Below are 15,429 nucleotides of genomic sequence, written 5' to 3'. Positions count from 1 at the left end.
GCCTACTTCAACGCCCCAGCCAGCTCGTCGACTTCCCCGGTCATCCAGCCAATGTAGTCCGTCACACCCGCGGGGAGCGTTTCGGTCACGCCGACCAAGCCGAGCCCGGCCTCCTTCGCCTGCTTGACGACGTCCTGGGTCAGCGGCGTCACGGTCTGCTCGTTGTTGACCAGCGCCTTGACCTGCTTGGTCGCGATCAGCTGCTTGTATGCGCTGACGGCGTCGGCCGGGACGTCGGTGTCGTTCTCCACCGCGTCCGAGAACGCCTTGGGCGTCGCGTCGGTGATCTTCGCGCTCGCCAGCAGGTAGTGCGCGACCGGCTCGGTGACGACGACCTTCGTCCCCGGGTGGGTGGTCCCGAGCTCTTCGAGCCGCTTCTCGAGCGCGTCGACCTTCGCCTTGAACGCCGCCGCGTTGTCGGTGAACTGCTGCTTGGCCGCCGGCTTGAGCTCGCCGAGCTGCGCGGCGAGCTGGTCGGCGACCTTGTCGACGCCCGGCAGGTCGTACCAGACGTGCTCGTTCTCGTCGCCGGTCGCGGCGATGTCGTAGGCGACGAGCTTCTTCGCGCTCCCCGCCTGCTCGGTGAGCTTGCCGAAGAACTCGTCGTAGCCGCCGCCGTTGGACAGCAGCAGCTGCGCGCCCTTCGCCGCGAGGGCGTCGTCCGCCGTCGTCTCGTACGAGTGCGGATCGGCCGACGGGTCGTGGATGATCGACTTGACCTCGACGTTCTCGCCGCCGACGGCGGTGACCACGCTGCCCCAGACGTCCGTCGAGGCGACGACCTTGACCTTGCCGTCGCCGCCCGCCTGCGCGCCGCCGCCGTCGGAGGACGTCCCGCCGGAGCACGCGGCCAAGGCGAACACGGACAGAGCCGAAGCGGCGGCGAGCACGCTCCTGGTGCGACGGGAACTCATGCGGGGACTCCTGAAGACGCTAATGGAAACCGTTGTCAGATTCACCTTACCCCATCCGGATGACTTTCTGGCCATCAGATCCCGCTTTGGTGTATGCGTCTCCACGCATGCGGATCGAGACATCGACCACGCGGGGTGTCTCTTCAGGAAACCGATCTGAACCGTTACGGTTTGCAGATGGGCCGTCCTATTCGCACCCGGAGGCAGGCGACGCTGGCGTCGCTCGCGGCGGAGCTCGGTGTGTCCAGGACCACGGTGTCCAACGCCTACAACCGGCCGGACCAGCTGTCCCCGGAACTGCGCCGCCGCGTCCTCGAGACCGCGCGGCGCCTCGGCTACCCCGGCCCCGACCCGGTCGCCCGCTCCCTGCGCACGCGCAAGGCGGGCGCGGTCGGGCTGCTGCTCACCGAGAACCTCTCCTACGCGTTCCGCGACCCCGCCGCCGTCGGTGTCCTCGAAGGACTGGCGTTGGCCTGCGAAGACGCCGGCGTCGGCCTGCACCTGGTGCCGGCCAGCCCGGGCCGGGAAGACGTCGCCGCGGTGCACCGCGCGGGCGTCGACGGCTTCGTCGTCTATTCGGTGCCGGACGACGACCCGCACCTGGCCGCCGTGCTGGAGCGCCCGGTGCCGACGGTGATCATCGACCAGCCGAGCCTCGAGGGCATCGACCGCGTCGGCCCGGACGACGCCGCGGCCGTCGGCAAGATCGCCGAGCACCTGGTGACGCTGGGCCACCGGCAGGTCGGCGTCATCTGCATGCGCCTGGCCCGCGAGCGCAACGACGACTTCGTCTCCGCGACGCGGCAGAGCGGCGCGCACTTCCACGTCCAGCGCACCCGGCTGGAAGCGCTCGCCGTGGCGTTCTCGGCGGCGGGCGTCGATTGGGCGGGCGTCCCGGTGGTCGAGCGGTTCGACCACACCGTGGACGACGGCGCGTCCGCGGCCCGCCAGCTGCTGGACGCCTACCCCCAGATCACGGCCGTGATCTGCACCTCCGACATCCTCGCGCTCGGCGCCATGGCCGAGGCCGAGCGGCGCGGGCTGCGGGTGCCGCAGGACCTGACGGTGACCGGCTTCGACGGCATCGCCGAAGCCGAGCGGATCGGGCTCACCACGGTCCACCAGCCGGTGCTGGAGAAGGGCAAGACGGCCGGGCGGCTGCTGCTCAGCTCGGGCGAACGCAGCGCGCCGAAGGTGATCACCCTGCCGACCGAGCTGCGCGTCGGGCGCACGTCGGGCCCGCCGCGGACCGTCGACGAGCCGTGGTTCGGCGGATGACCTGGTGACATTGCTCTTAGCGCATTGCTCATCGGGGTAGTCACCCGGTCAAATGGAGTGGTACGCCCGCGCCGCGGGGCCACTGGCCGGAAGGTGACCGATGACCTCGATCGACGTACTGCTCAAGCGCAACCAGGAACTCGGCGAGGTGACGCCCGGCGACCGGTCGTCCCCCAAGCCGTCGCTCCAGGTGGCCATCCTCACCTGCATGGACGCCCGCATCCGGGTGTTCGAGCTGTTCGGCCTCCTGCAGGGCGAGTCGCACGTCCTCCGCAACGCCGGTGGCGTGGTGACCGACGACATGATCCGCTCGCTGGCCCTGTCGCAGCGCAAGCTGGGCACGCGTGAGGTGCTGATCGTCCAGCACACCGAGTGCGGCCTCTCGATGGTGACCGAGGACGACTTCAAGGACGAGCTCGAGAGCGACACCGGCCTGCGGCCCACGTGGTCGGTCGAGGCGTTCCGCAGCGTCGAGAACAGCGTCCGGACTTCGGTGGAGCGGGTGCGGCGCAGTGCGTACCTGCCGCACACGGAGAACGTGCGCGGGTTCGTCTACGACGTCAAGACCGGGAAGCTCACCGAGGTCGAGTAGGCCTTGCGGGTCCTGTTCGCCGGGCTGGCGTCGGCCGGCCACACGTACCCGATGGTCCCGCTCGCGGTCGCGGCGCGGGACATCGGGCACGACGTGCACTTCGCCGTCGGCGAGCACGTCCACGAGTCGCTGCGGGGACTGAACCCGTTCCGGCCCGCGGACTCGTTCTACGAGATCTACGCCGAGGACATCGAGCCCGACCTGAAGCGGCTGCGGCCGGACCTGGTCGTGCACGGCTGGGGCGTCCCGGAAGTGGGTGACGCGGCGGAGCGCGCCGGGATCCCGGCGCTCTGGCACGGGTTCGGCCGGATGTTCCCGCCCGGCATCGGGTTCGAGCGTCCCACCGGCGGCGTGCACCTCGACGTCTGCCCGCCGTCCCTGCAGGACGCGGACTTCCTCGCGACCGCCGAGCGGATCCCGGTGCGGCCGGTGCCGTTCGCCGAGCCGGGCGACTTCCCGGGGCCGCTGATCTACCTCACCCTCGGCACCGCGTTCGGCACCCCGGAGGTGCTCACGACGGCGATCGAGGGTCTGGCCACGCTCGGTACGCCCGTCGTGGTGGCCACCGGCGGGGTGGCCACCGGGCCGCTGCCGGCCCACGTGACGGCCCTGGCCTGGGTACCGCAGGCGGCGGCGATCGCGCACGCGGACCTCGTCGTGCACCACGGCGGCAGCGGCACCACCCTCGGCGCGCTCGCCGCGGGCGTGCCCCAGCTCGTCCTGCCGCAGGGCGCCGACCAGTTCGCCAACGCCGACGCGCTCGTCGCCGCGGGTGCCGCCGTGTGCCTGCTGCCTAGCGAGCTGACCGCGGAAGCCGTGGCCGAACAGGCCCGGAAGGCGTCCTCCTGCCGGGAAGCGGCCCGTGCGACCGCCGAGGAGATCGCCGCCATGCCGTCTCCGGACGAGGTCGCCCGCGAGCTGCCGAAGTACGCGAAGTAGCCTCCCGGCGTGGCTGTGGACGCTGACGTACTGCTCGACTGGTTCTCCGCGCACGGCCGGGATCTGCCGTGGCGCTCGCCGGATTGCACGGCCTGGGGCGTGCTGGTCAGCGAAATCATGCTCCAGCAGACCCCGGTCGTCCGGGTGCAGCCGATCTGGCACGAGTGGATGGCACGCTGGCCGGTCCCCTCGGCGCTGGCCGCGTCGTCGCAGGGCGAGGTCGTGCGGGCCTGGGGCAAGCTCGGCTACCCGCGCCGGGCGCTGCGGCTGCACGAGGCTGCCGGGGTCATCGCGAAGGAGCACGGCGACGTCGTTCCGTCCGATGTGGACACTCTGCTCGCGCTGCCCGGGATCGGCGCCTACACCGCGCGGGCCGTCGCCGCGTTCGCCTACGGGCGGCGGGCACCGGTCGTCGACACGAACGTGCGGCGGGTCGTCGCGCGGGCGGTGCACGGCGCCGGCGACGCCGGGCCGGCGTCCAACACCCGGGACATGGCCGACGTCGAGGCCCTGCTGCCGGCCGAAGACGCGCCCGCGGCGAAGTTCTCGGCGGCGATCATGGAGCTCGGCGCGCTGATCTGCACCGCACGGGCCCCGAAGTGCGCGGACTGCCCGATCTACGACGAATGCGCGTGGCAGCTCGCCGGGCGACCGGAGTACACCGGCCCGGCCAAGCCGGTGCAGCGGTACGCGGGCACCGACCGGTACGTCCGCGGGCGGCTGCTCGACGTCCTGCGCGGCAGCGAGGGACCGGTCGAGAAGGCGCGCCTGGACCAGGTGTGGCACGACGGCGGGCAGCGGGACCGCTGCCTGGACTCCCTGCTGGTCGACGGCCTGCTGGAGCAGACCCGCGACGGCCTCTTCGCCCTGCCGGGTGAACACTGACGCGCTACAACCAAAGTTGGTCAATAGTTGTCATCGACGCGGTCCGGAGTTACCGTTTTCCGCATGGTCACTGTTGACCGCCGGACCCTGCTGAAGGCGGGGGTGACCGCGACCGCGGCCGGCGCACTGGGGATGACGACCACGGGCACGGCCGGCGCGGCCGTGCCGGTACCGGCGATCCACCCGACGTCCGACTGGGGCGCCCGGCCCGCCATCGGCACCATCGTGGTGGAGAACCACAAGCCGACCTACATCGTCGTGCACCACGCGGTCGACCCGCCGATGAACGACGACTTCTCCCTGGCGCGCGCGTTCTACGTCTCGCGCTTCATCCAAGACCTGCACATGGACAAGAACGGCTGGATCGACAGCGGCCAGCAGTTCACGAACAGCCGCGGCGGGTACATCACCGAAGGACGGCACCGCAGCCTGGAGATCCTGCGCGGCGGCACGAAGCACGTCCAGGGCGCGAACGTCGGCAACCACAACAGCGAGGTCATCGGCATCGAGAACGAGGGCCTGTACAGCACGGTGGACGTGCCGCCGGCGCTGTGGAACTCGCTGGTCTCGCTGGTCGCCTACATCGCGAGCCAGTACGGCATCGCGCCGGAGTTCATCAAGGGCCACCGCGACTTCAACTCGACCGAGTGCCCCGGCCAGGTGCTCTACAACCGGCTGCCGGAGCTGCGGACGGCCGTCGGGCGCGTCCTCGGCGTGCCGGTGGCACGCGCCGAAGCCGAGTGGCCGCTGCTCAAGCCGGGCGACACGGGCCGCCGGGTGCAGCTGGCGCAGCAGTTCCTGCGGAAGTCCGGCTTCGGCGTTCCCACCGACGGCGTCTTCGGTCAGTCCACAAAGGACGCGGTGACCGCTTTGTCCGTTCAGGCCGGCTTGGCCCGGGACACGTGCACCGCGGCGAAGGTATCCGACGAGGCGGGCTTCCTCGGCGCGGACGTCTGGCCGCTCATCGTCCCCGCCGACCGGTCGACGTCGGCCTGGCGAGCGGACCTGGCCCGGGCTTGAAGGGTCGACACGCGTGATTACGAGGTCGACACGCGTGATTTGAGGGTCGACACGGCGATACAACGGCGTGCGGCGTGTCGTCCCTCTGATCACGCGTGTCGACCCTGCAATCACGCGTGTCGACCCGGCAATCACGCGTGTCGTCCGTTTCAGCGGGCCAGGACCTGGCTGAGGAAGGCTTCGACGGCACCTCGGTAGGTCTCCGGGGCCTCGTCGTGGGGCAGGTGGGCCGAGCCGGGCACCACGAGGTGGCGAGCGCCCGGGACACGATCGGCGACGAGCGCCTGCTGGCCGTGCGGCATCGCGGTGTGCTCGCCCTCGACCAGCAGGAGCGGGCAGCGGATCGCCGCGACGACGTCCCAGTAGTCCCGGCGGCCCCATTCGGCGGCGATCACGTACAGGTTCTCGAGGTCCGCGACCAGGTGAAACCCGTCGGAACGCTCCTCGACGCAGTCCGCGAAGTACCCGCCCGCGTCGCCGAAGAACTCGCGGACGTGATCCAGGGACTTGAACGGGACCGGCCAGCTCTCGAAGTACCCGCGCCAGGTCTCGACGGTCCGGCCGCGCTGGTCCGGCGCGAAGTCCTCGGAGACGACCGCGCGCACCAGCTCCGGGTACCGCGCGGCGGTCGCCCAGGCGTGCAGGCCACCCATCGAGTGCCCGATGAGCACAGCCGGGCCCGCGTCGAGCGTCCGCAGCGCTTCGGCGACGTCGTCGGCGAAGCGCTCTGTCGTCCACGGGCCGACGCGCGGCGCGTTGCCGTGGCCGCGCGCGTCGAGGCCGTACACCGCGCCGTAGGGCCGGAGCCACTCCGCGACCCGCCACCACGTCCGCGCGCGGCCCATCAGGCCGTGGAGCAGAACGATCGGCACGCCGCTGCCGCCGAAACAGAGCACGCGGCCACCTAACCACAAAACCGCTGGTGCGGAACGTGACCAACCGATCGCAATCCATCACCTATGGTGGTGGGTGTGCGCCGCCGACTGACCGCCCTGGCCGTCTGCGCCGCGGTGGTCCTCGCCGCGGCGTGCGGTGGCGACGCCGTCACGCTGCCGCCCCCGCCGCCACCGATGCACCCGGTGCCGGGCGCGTCCGGCGGCGGCGATCCCTACTACCCGGACGACGGCAACGGCGGGTACGACGCGCTCGGCTACCAGGTCGACGTCAAGTACGACCCGCCGAGCGGGCACCTCGACGGCGACACCACGGTGACCGCGAAGGCCACCCAGGACCTCAGCCGGTTCGACCTCGACCTGCGCGGGCTGGACGTGCACGGCGTCGAAGTCGACGGCAAGCCGGCGACGTTCAGCCGGGAGAAGGCGTTCGAGCTGGTCGTCACCCCGCCGGCCCCGATCCGGGCGGGGACGACGTTCCGCACCCGGGTGCGCTACGGCGGCGACCCGGCCAAGACCCCGCACACCGGCGGCAGCGAGAACGGCTGGAAGCACTCGGCCGACGGCGGCGCGTACATGGTCGGCGAGCCGCACTCGGCGGCGTTCTGGTACCCGGCGAACGAAACCCCGCGTGACAAGGCGACTTTCACGCTCACCGCGCACGTCCCGGCCGGCTGGACGGTGCTCTCGAACGGCCGCGAGGGCCCGCCGGGGACCTGGACCGAGCCCAACCCGGTGGCGACCTACCTGACGACGATCGCGATCGGCAAGTTCAGTGTCGACAGGTCGACACTGAAGGACGGCACCCCGGTGGTCTCGGCGTACGCCCCGGGCACCGAAGCCCGCCGCGCGATCGGCGACCGCCTGCCGGAGGTGCTCGGCTTCCTGAGCGGCAAGTTCGGCCCGTACCCGCAATCGGCGGCGGGCGGGATCTTCCTGAACGAGGAGGTCCCGTTCTCGCTGGAGACGCAGACGCGGCCGACGTACGCGAAGTGGGCGGACCTGCCGACGCTGGTGCACGAGAACGCCCACCAGTGGTTCGGCGACTCGGTCTCGGTGCGGAACTGGTCCGACATCTGCCTGAACGAGTGCTTCGCGTCGTACTCGCAGTGGCTGTGGGCCGAGCGCGAGGGCCAAAACCTGGACGACCGCTACCGCGCGGCCATCGAGATCACCCGCGGCAGCACGGACTTCTGGGCGCAGAAGCTGGTCGGCATGGGCCAGGGCCACGAGTTCGAGGGCGTCTACAACAAGGGCATCCTGGCCCTGCACGCGTTGCGCCGCGAAATCGGCGACCCGGCCTTCGACCGCCTCCTGCACGAGTGGCCGGCCCGCTACCGCCACCGCAACGCAACCTGGGCCGACTTCGAGACGATGGCGACGCGAATCGGTGGCAAGGACCTGCGGGCGTTCTTCGACACGTGGTTCCGCGGCACGAAGCTCCCCGCGGACGCCGACCTGTTCCCCGGCTCACTGCGCAGCTGAAGCCACCCCGGAGCCAACTAGGGTGGGAGACATGAGTGTCGTGAAGATCAACGCGATCGAGGTCCCCGAGGGCGCCGGCCCCGAGCTGGAAAAGCGGTTCGCCGCGCGCATGCACTCCGTCGACGAGCAGCCCGGCTTCCTCGGCTTCGAGCTGCTGCGGCCGGTGTCCGGCGAGACGCGCTACTTCGTCTACACGAAGTGGGAAACCGAGGAGCACTACCAGGCGTGGGCGAAGGGCGGCCCGGCCGCGGCGGCGCACTCGGGCGAGCGCGCCAAGCCGGTGTCCACCGGCGCGAACCTCCTGGAGTTCGAGGTCGTCCTCGGTTCCCAGCCGGGTGAATGAGGCGGCAAAGCTCCTGGACGGCGCCGGCGCACTCCTGATCTGCGCCGGCGCCGGCATGGGCGTCGACTCAGGGCTCCCGGACTTCCGCGGCGGCGAGGGGTTCTGGCGCGCGTACCCGCCGTACGCCCGCCTCGGCCTGCAATTCGAGGAACTGGCCGACCCACGCCACTTCGCCGACGATCCCGAGCTGGCCTGGGGCTTCTACGGACACCGGCTCGCGCTGTACCGCGAGACCGTCCCGCACGAGGGCTTCCGGCTGCTGCTCTCACTGGGCTCACGCCTGCCCGGCGGCGTCCGCGTGTTCACGTCCAATGTGGACGGCCAGTTCCAGAAGGCGGGCTTCGAGTTCGTGGCGGAGGCACACGGCTCGATCCACCACCTGCAGTGCCTCGACGGGTGCACGTCCGAGATCTGGCCGGCGGACGTGGATGTCGCGGTCGACGAGGAGACCATGCGGGCGGTGCCGCCGCTGCCCTCGTGCCCCCGCTGCGGCGGGTTGGCGCGCCCGAACATCCTGATGTTCGGCGACTTTTCCTGGGTCCCGGACCGCAGCCAGGCCCAGCTGGACGAGCTCACGGCGTGGCGCCGGACGGCCCGTGACCTCGTGGTGGTGGAGCTGGGAGCGGGCCAGGCGGTCCCAACGGTCCGCCGCTACGCCGAACTGGCGAGCGCGGCGACGGGCGCGTTGATCCGGATCAACCCGCGAGAACCCGAAATCCGCCACGGCCGCGGCGTGTCGATCGCGGCGGGGGCCCTGGAGACGCTGAAGCAGCTCCTGCCCCGCTGATCACGGCAACCGCACCTCGGCGAACACCGCTCGGTGGTCACTACCCGCCACATCGAACACGCGATAGTCCAGCACCGCCGCGCGGTTGTCGACCGCCACGTGGTCGATCGTCACCACCGGCATGGACGACGGCCACGTCGGGGCCAAGCCTTCGCCGCGCTCCTCGGCCGCGTCGTGGTAACCGCGGGACAGGACCGTCCGGTAGGCCGCGTGGTCCAGCGTGGCGTTGAAGTCGCCCGCCAGGATGCGCAGCCCGTGCTCGCCCGCCGGCTGGGACAGGTCCTTGATCTCGCGCTCCCACAGCGGGGTGTCCACGTCCGGGGAGATCGGGTGGACCGCGACGATCTCGACCACCACGCCCTCGCCGAGGTCGGCCTCCGCGCCCGGCTGCTTGGCCGCCGAATCGCCGGTCAGGTTGACCTCCTTCAGCGGGAAGCGGGACGCGATGCCCGAGCCGAACGCGCCCGGCGCCGGGTGCAGCACGCGGTGCGGCAGCAGGTCGAAAAGCCCCGCCGCGGTCAGCCGGTCGACCGCGGACGGGGTCATCTCGACCAGGTTCAGCACGTCGATCCGCTGCTCGCGCACCAGGTCGACGACGGCTTTCGCGTCGGCCTGGCCGTAGAGCAGGTTCGAGGCGAGGACGCGCAGTGTTTTGCCCTGCACGGTGCGTTGCTCGCTCGCCGACACCCGCGGGATGACGAGGACGGCCAGCGCGAGCGCCAGCACCAGCGCGACCCCGCCGAGCCACCACCGCCGCAACGCCAGGGTGACGCCGCCGAGCAGCACCCCCGCGGCCGCCGCGAACGGCGTCAACGACAGCGCGACCAGCGTGTACCAGCCGCCGTCGTAGCCGAGCAGGCGCAGCGCCGCCAGCAGCGCCAGCGGCACCAGCGGGACCACCAGCAGGCCCGTGACCAGCGGGTTCTTCCGCCGCGACCGCGTCTCTTCCGCAACCACCATGCTGCCGAGTATGCCGAGACCGGCGCCGCTCGGCCGCTGCCCCGACAAGTCCTCCACAAGATCTCCACCAGCGCCTGCCAGCCGCTGACAGCGCGCTGTGCGCGGCTTACCAGCGCGGCCGTCCACAGTGAGCCCAGAAGCGACAGTGAAGGAGGACGCCCATGTCGCACGCAATCCAGGCCGAGGGCCTGGTCAAGCACTTCGGGGACACCAAGGCGCTCGACGGGGTCGACCTCGAGGTCCCGTTCGGGCAGGTCGTGGGGGTGCTCGGCCCGAACGGCGCCGGCAAGACGACCGCCGTCCGGATCCTGGCGACCCTGATGAAACCCGACGCCGGCAGAGCCACCGTCGGCGGCTACGACGTGGTCGCCGACCCGGTCCGGGTCCGCAGCCTGATCGGGCTGACCGGGCAGTACGCGTCGGTCGACGAGGACCTCAACGGCATCGAGAACCTCGTCCTGATCGGACGGTTGTACGGCTACCCGCGCAGCCACGCCAAGACCCGCGCCACCGAGCTGATCGAGCGGTTCGAGCTGACCAAGGCGGCCAAGCGGCCGATCCGGACGTACTCGGGCGGCATGCGGCGGCGGCTCGACCTCGCCGCCAGCCTCGTCGGCCGGCCCGAGGTGCTCTACCTCGACGAACCGACCACCGGGCTCGACCCGCACGCCCGCAACGAGGTCTGGGACGTCGTCCGCGGCCTCGTCGCCGAGGGCGCGACGGTGCTGCTGACCACGCAGTACCTGGAGGAAGCCGACCAGCTGGCCGACAAGATCACCGTCTTCGACCACGGCCGGGTCGTCGCCGACGGCCGCGCCGACGAGCTCAAGCGCCGCGTCGGCGGGCAGACGCTGCAGGTGCGGCCGACCCGGCTGTCCGACATGGACGCCGTCAACCGCATCCTCGGCGACCTGTCCGGCGTCCGGCCGACCCGCGACGACGCGACCGGACTGCTCACCGCGCCGGTCAACGACCCGGTGCTGCTGTCCACTTTGGTCCGCAAGCTGGACGAAGCCGGGATCACCGCGGACGAGCTGGCACTGCGGCTCCCCAGCCTCGACGAAGTGTTCCTCGCCCTGACCGGGCACACCGCCGAACAGTCCACCGAAGACAAGACCCTCGAAGGGAGCCTGGCATGACGACGCTGGCCCTCGACCGCCCGGCCCCGCCGCGGCACATCAGCCCCGGCAAGGGGTTCCAGCACGCGCTTTCGCTGGCCTGGCGGGGCATCCTGAAGATCCGCAAGAACCCCGAACAGCTCGCCGACGTCACCCTGATGCCGATCATCTTCCTGGTGATCTTCGTCTACCTGTTCGGCGGCGCGCTGTCCGGCTCGATCGACGCCTACCTGCAGCTGGTCGTGCCCGGCGTCATCGTGATGAACATCCTGCAGGCCTGCCTGACCGTCGGCGTGCAGCTCAACACCGACGTCACCAAGGGCGTGTTCGACCGGTTCCGCAGCATGCCGATCGCCCGCTCGGCGCCGCTGATCGGCGCGGTGCTCGCCGACGTCGTGCGGTACGTCGTCTGCCTGACCGTGCTGATGGTCGTGGCCACGATCATGGGCTACCGGATCGCGACCAGCCCCGGCGAGTTCGCGGTGGCGATCCTGCTCGCGCTGGCGTTCGGGCTGAGCTTCTGCTGGGGCTCGGTGTTCGTCGGCATGCTGATGAAGACGCCGGGCTCGGCGCAGGCGCTGATGTTCGTCTTCATCATGCCGCTGACCTTCGGCAGCAACGTGTTCGTGCAGACGAACACCATGCCGGGCTGGCTGCGGGCCTGGGCGGACATCAGCCCGGTCAGCCTGATGGCGAACGCGCTGCGCGGCCTGATGAACGGCGGAGCCGTCGCCGGCCCGCTGGCCGGGGCGCTGGCCTGGATGGCCGGCGCGGTGATCGTGTTCTTCCCGCTGGCCACCTGGGCCTACCGCCGGCGGGTCTGAAAGGCGCACACACGGGGGTGAGTAGCGCCAGGGGAAGCTGAAGGGCCCCTTTCTCGCAGCTGCTGCGGGGAAGGGGCCCTTCAGTCCAGTTCGGCCAGGAGCCAGGCGACCGTGTCCTTTTTGGACAGAAGGCGGCCGTCTTCGTAGCAGGATTCGTAGTCCGGGAGCACCGCGCGGAGGGCGTCGATGAGCGCCCGCACCTCGGGGCTGCCGAGGTCGAGCCGGCCGCGGATGACGGCGGACGCGGCGAGCACCCGGGCTGCCGTCTCGGGACGGCCCTGCCGCTCGCGGATCATCGCGAGCAGCTCCACCGCCCCGGCCAGGTCCGGCATGTCGCCGCGCCGGTTCGTCGCCCGGATCGCGATCACCGCGTGCGGCTCGGCCTCGTCCGCGCGGCCCTGGGCCAGCAGGAGCCGCGCCTCGAACGCGTGGATGAACTCGTCGCCGATGCCGCCGGGGAACCAGTCGTCGCCGCCCATCGCGGCGACGCGGTCGAGCAGCGCCCGCGCTTCGGCCAGCCGGCCCGTGCGCAGCAGCAGTTCGAGCCTGCCGAACATCAGGATGGCCCGGTGCTGCAGGTTCGTGATGCCTTCGCCGTAGCGTTCCGCGGCCTCCTGGTCGCGCCAGGCCCCTTCGAAGTCGCCGCTGCGCGCCCGCTCGACGGCCAGCCGCCACCAGTGCTGCACGGCGTCCTCGTACGACCGCAGCTCCATCGACAGGGCCAGGCCCTGCTGGTAGGTCTCGATGGCCTTGGCGCTGTCGCCGTTCTGCGACAGCGAGTACGCCTTGAAGCTCAGCGTCATCGCGATGCCCCAGCGGTCGCCGACCGCTTCGAATCCGGCGTGCGCCAGGTCGCGGGCCCGGTCGGCGCCCTCGACGTCGCCCGCGTCGTCGAGCAGGAAGCTCTCCACCCAGTGCCCGCCGGCCCGGGTCCACGCGTCCGGGTGCTGCGCGGCCCGGCGCACCTCCCGGACGGCGATCTCCCGGTCCCCGCCCAGGAAGGCCAGCATCGGCAGGGCCACGGCGAGCCCCGGGTACCGGTCGACCGCGTTGCTCCGCACGCAGTCGTCGACCAGCCGGAGGATCTCGGGCTGGTCGGACCGGACCGGGATGGCGTCCATCAGGTAGCACAGCGCCTGGTAGGCGGCCAGCACCGCCGGCGGCAGGCGGTCGCCGAACTCGAGGGTCTCGCGGATCAGCGAGCCGATCCGCCCGCCCTGCCCGAGGATGGTGAGGTACCAGAACATCCCGTCCAGCAACGCGACCGCGTTGTCCACATCGGACATCTCGATCGCGCCGCGCAGGGCCGCGATCATGTTGGCGCTCTCGGCTTCGTACCGGTCGATCGCCCGCAGCTGGTCGGCTGTGCGCAGCGTCGGTTCCAGGCGCTGGGCGAGCTCGGCGTAGTAGCTCGCCATCGCCCGGCGCATCCGGTCGTGCTCCCCCGACTCCACCAGCCGCTCGGTGGCGTAGACCCGCAGCGTCTCGAGCATCCGGTACCGCGGCTCGCCGCCGCTGTCGATCGTGTCCACTATGGACTTCTCGACCAGGCTGCCGAGCACGTACGGCACGTCGGCGGCGGGCAGCAGCTCGTCGGCGCAGACGGCCTCGATCGGCGTCAGCTCCGCGCCACCGGCGAACACCGCGAGCCGCCGGGCCAGCACGAGTTCGGGTTCGGCCAGCAGTTCCCAGCTCCACTCGACGACCGCGCGCAGCGTCCGCTGCCTCGGCAACGCCGTCCGGCTGCCCGAGGTGAGCAGCCGGAACCGGTCGCCGAGCCGGCCGGCGATCTGGGCCACCGTCATCGACCGCAGCCGCGCCGCGGCCAGCTCCAGGGCCAGCGGCATCCCGTCGAGCCGGCGGCAGATCTCGCCGACGTGGTCCACCGTGGACTCGTCGAGCACGAAGTCGGGGCGGACCGCGGCGGCCCGGTCGAGGAACAGCCGCGTCGAGTCGAGCTCGGCGGCCTCCGCGGGCGCGGCGCGTTCCGCGGGCACCGGCAGCGGGCCGAGCGGGCACAGCGCCTCCCCGGTGATGGCCAGCGGCTCGCGGCTGGTGGCCAGGATCCGCAGCCGCGGCGCCCGGTGCAGCAGTTCGTCGGCCAGCCGCGCGGCGGCGTCGACGACGTGCTCGCAGTTGTCCAGCACCAGCAGCGCTTCCTCGCCGCCGAGCACCTCGACGGCCTGGTCCACCGGCTCCGGCTGGCGGCGGTTTATCTCGGTCTCGGCGCGGATCTCCCGGACCTCCAGGGCGCCCAGCAGCGCGCCGGGGACGTCGTCGGGGTCGCGGACGCCGGCCAGCGCGGCGAACCAGACCCGGCCCCGCTGGTGGGCGGGGTGCCGCGACGCCGCCTCGGTGGCCAGTCGCGTCTTGCCGGCGCCGCCCGGCCCGGTCAGGGTGACCAGCCGGGCGCCGCCGAGGAGCTCGGCCAGCAGCTTCAGCTCGTCGTCGCGGCCGACGAACGTGGTCAGCCGCGTGGGCAGCCGATCGGCCACCGGCGACGGCGGCGCGAACTCCCCGCGCAGCGCGGCGACGTGGATCTCCTGCAGCTCGGCCGAGGGATCGACGCCGAGCTGGTCGGCCAGGGTGCGGCGGAGCCCGGCGTAGACGGCCAGCGCCTCCGACTGCCGCCCGGCCGCGCACAGAGCGCGGATCCGCAGGCCGGCGAGCCGTTCGCGCAGCGGATCGGCATCGGCGGCCGCGGTCAGGTCGGCGAGCACCCCGGCGTGCCGGCCCAGCCGGATCAGGGCGTCGAAGCGGTCCTCGGCCGCCTCGGCCCGCAGGTCGGTGAGCCGCCGCGCCGGGGCGGACGCGAAGGGCGCGTCGAGGACGTCGGCGAGCGCGGGGCCTTGCCAGAGGGCGAGGGCCTCGGTGAGCAGGTCGGCAGCGCGGGCGTCCCGGCCCGCGGCGAGCTCCCGGCGGCCTTCGGCGGCGAGCCGTTCGAACCGCTCGGCATCGACGTCCCCGGCTTGCACCGCGAGCCGGTACCCGCCGGGCCCGGATTCGACGGCCACGGGCAAGGCCTTCCGCAGCCGCGAGACCAGCGACTGCAGGGCGTTGGCCGCATCGGCGGGCGGTTCGGCGCCCCAGAGCCCATCGACGAGCGCGTCGGCGGCGACCGCGCGCCCGGCGTCCAGAGCGAGCCTGGCCAGGAGCATGCGAAGCCGGGCACCCCCGACGTCGATCGGCGTGCCATCGTCTTCCGCCGCCCGCAGCGGGCCCAGCAGCGCAACGCGCATGCGTCCAGCTTTCCAGACGGCGCACGACGGCGTCCCCGGCGGCGCGGGAAGGTCGCGAATGACTCATTCGGGACCTCGGAGGTCCCGAATGTGACGCTGATGGTGCTCGCCGAACGGCACCCGTCGCTGGTCGCTTCCCGGCTGGCCGGCGC

At 72.0% G+C, this 15,429-nt stretch carries 14 protein-coding genes; 10 read left to right on the top strand and 4 right to left on the bottom strand.

Annotation, left to right across the window (positions count from 1 at the left end):
• Positions 1-2 precede the first annotated feature (2 nt).
• On the bottom strand, positions 3-914 hold the full coding sequence (locus ACWDN5_RS33700) for a metal ABC transporter solute-binding protein, Zn/Mn family (RefSeq protein WP_449679138.1): 912 nt from the start codon (positions 912-914) through the stop codon (positions 3-5).
• A gap of 177 nt (positions 915-1,091) precedes the next feature.
• Here ACWDN5_RS33700 and ACWDN5_RS33695 point away from each other — a divergent pair, with 177 nt between their 5' ends.
• From ACWDN5_RS33695 to ACWDN5_RS33675, 5 genes are all read left to right on the top strand, one after another.
• Entirely contained in the window at positions 1,092-2,192 is a 1,101-nt protein-coding gene (locus tag ACWDN5_RS33695) for a LacI family DNA-binding transcriptional regulator (RefSeq protein ID WP_310969008.1), read from the top strand.
• Between the two features lie 100 nt (positions 2,193-2,292).
• Positions 2,293-2,784, top strand: a complete 492-nt coding sequence (locus tag ACWDN5_RS33690; RefSeq protein ID WP_310969009.1) for a beta-class carbonic anhydrase — start codon at positions 2,293-2,295, stop codon at positions 2,782-2,784.
• A 3-nt stretch (positions 2,785-2,787) separates the two neighbouring features.
• On the top strand, positions 2,788-3,723 hold the full coding sequence (locus ACWDN5_RS33685) for a glycosyltransferase (RefSeq protein WP_449679137.1): 936 nt from the start codon (positions 2,788-2,790) through the stop codon (positions 3,721-3,723).
• A 9-nt stretch (positions 3,724-3,732) separates the two neighbouring features.
• On the top strand, positions 3,733-4,608 hold the full coding sequence (locus ACWDN5_RS33680) for an A/G-specific adenine glycosylase (protein WP_449679136.1): 876 nt from the start codon (positions 3,733-3,735) through the stop codon (positions 4,606-4,608).
• Positions 4,609-4,671: 63 nt separating this feature from the next.
• A complete protein-coding gene (locus tag ACWDN5_RS33675; protein ID WP_449679135.1) occupies positions 4,672-5,628 on the top strand; it encodes a peptidoglycan recognition protein family protein in 957 nt (318 codons plus the stop codon).
• 149 nt (positions 5,629-5,777) lie between these two features.
• On the opposite strand, the gene ACWDN5_RS33670 is transcribed toward ACWDN5_RS33675, so the two are convergent.
• The gene (locus tag ACWDN5_RS33670; protein ID WP_449679134.1) at positions 5,778-6,524 is read right to left on the bottom strand and encodes an alpha/beta fold hydrolase; all 747 of its coding nucleotides are present in this window, start codon (positions 6,522-6,524) and stop codon (positions 5,778-5,780) included.
• A 75-nt stretch (positions 6,525-6,599) separates the two neighbouring features.
• On the opposite strand from ACWDN5_RS33670, the gene ACWDN5_RS33665 reads away from it, so the two are divergent.
• The 3 genes from ACWDN5_RS33665 to ACWDN5_RS33655 are packed head-to-tail and all read left to right on the top strand — an operon-like array spanning position 6,600 to position 9,136.
• Positions 6,600-8,006 (top strand): M1 family metallopeptidase, encoded by a 1,407-nt coding sequence (locus ACWDN5_RS33665; RefSeq protein WP_449679133.1) that lies wholly within the window; start codon positions 6,600-6,602, stop codon positions 8,004-8,006.
• 31 nt (positions 8,007-8,037) lie between these two features.
• Positions 8,038-8,349, top strand: a complete 312-nt coding sequence (locus ACWDN5_RS33660; protein ID WP_310969019.1) for an antibiotic biosynthesis monooxygenase family protein — start codon at positions 8,038-8,040, stop codon at positions 8,347-8,349.
• Positions 8,342-9,136 (top strand): SIR2 family NAD-dependent protein deacylase, encoded by a 795-nt coding sequence (locus tag ACWDN5_RS33655; protein WP_449679132.1) that lies wholly within the window; start codon positions 8,342-8,344, stop codon positions 9,134-9,136. Before ACWDN5_RS33660 ends, ACWDN5_RS33655 begins: the two co-directional genes overlap by 8 nt.
• Here the strand turns inward: ACWDN5_RS33655 and ACWDN5_RS33650 are convergent, their stop codons facing one another.
• Entirely contained in the window at positions 9,137-10,153 is a 1,017-nt protein-coding gene (locus tag ACWDN5_RS33650) for an endonuclease/exonuclease/phosphatase family protein (RefSeq protein WP_449679131.1), read from the bottom strand.
• Positions 10,154-10,257: 104 nt separating this feature from the next.
• Between ACWDN5_RS33650 and ACWDN5_RS33645 the strand changes: the two genes are divergently transcribed.
• On the top strand, positions 10,258-11,235 hold the full coding sequence (locus tag ACWDN5_RS33645) for an ATP-binding cassette domain-containing protein (protein ID WP_310969022.1): 978 nt from the start codon (positions 10,258-10,260) through the stop codon (positions 11,233-11,235).
• The gene (locus ACWDN5_RS33640; RefSeq protein ID WP_310969023.1) at positions 11,232-12,038 is read left to right on the top strand and encodes an ABC transporter permease; all 807 of its coding nucleotides are present in this window, start codon (positions 11,232-11,234) and stop codon (positions 12,036-12,038) included. The genes ACWDN5_RS33645 and ACWDN5_RS33640 overlap by 4 nt, the downstream gene beginning before the upstream one ends.
• Positions 12,039-12,118: 80 nt before the next feature.
• Here ACWDN5_RS33640 and ACWDN5_RS33635 read toward each other — a convergent pair whose 3' ends face one another.
• Positions 12,119-15,277 carry a BTAD domain-containing putative transcriptional regulator gene (locus ACWDN5_RS33635; RefSeq protein WP_449679130.1) on the bottom strand — a complete coding sequence of 1,053 codons (3,159 nt, stop codon included), beginning with the start codon at positions 15,275-15,277 and terminating at the stop codon, positions 12,119-12,121.
• Positions 15,278-15,429: the final 152 nt, after the last annotated feature.

This window comes from Amycolatopsis sp. NPDC003731, from assembly GCF_053586895.1.
This window is presented reverse-complemented; position numbering and strand designations above follow the sequence as displayed.